Consider the following 572-nt stretch of genomic DNA (forward strand, 5'->3'; position numbering starts at 1 on the left):
TTTCTCGACCGTCATGCCATCACCTTCAAAAAAAACCGCGCACGCAGCCGAGCAGGACAGGCCCGACGTCGCAGCCGCCCGCGAGGCTTGGCGTGAGCTGGCACCGAGCCTGGATCCGGACAAGTTGGTCTTTATCGACGAGACCGGGGCTTCCACCAAGATGGCCCGACTTTACGGTCGCTCCAGGCGCGGCAGCCGCTGCCGTGCCCCGATCCCGCACGGTCATTGGCTAACCACGACCTTTACCGCAGCCCTGCGCCGCACCGCCTTGACCGCGCCGATGACGCTCGACGGACCGATGAACGCCGTCGCCTTCCGCGCCTATGTCGAGCAGGTTCTGGCGCCGACACTCGATCCCGGCGACATCGTGGTGATGGACAATCTGCCGGCGCACAAGGGGGCGGCCGTCCGCGCCGCCATCCAGGCATGCGGCGCAAACCTTATTCTGCTGCCACCCTATTCGCCCGACTTCAATCCGATCGAAAACGCCTTCGCCAAGTTCAAATCGCGGCTGCGCAAGGCCGCCGCCAGAACTATCGAGACCTTGGAAACAGCTATCGCAGACGCCTTCC

1 pseudogene is annotated in these 572 nt (G+C 64.3%); it reads left to right on the forward strand.

Features of this window, described 5'->3' with window-relative positions:
* Positions 1-572 (forward strand): annotated as a pseudogene (locus tag AKN84_RS44345) (IS630 family transposase); the annotation flags it as partial.

Origin of the sequence: Bradyrhizobium tropiciagri, assembly GCF_001189845.1 — a bacterium.
In the GTDB taxonomy this organism is placed as follows: Bacteria; Pseudomonadota; Alphaproteobacteria; order Rhizobiales; family Xanthobacteraceae; genus Bradyrhizobium; species Bradyrhizobium tropiciagri.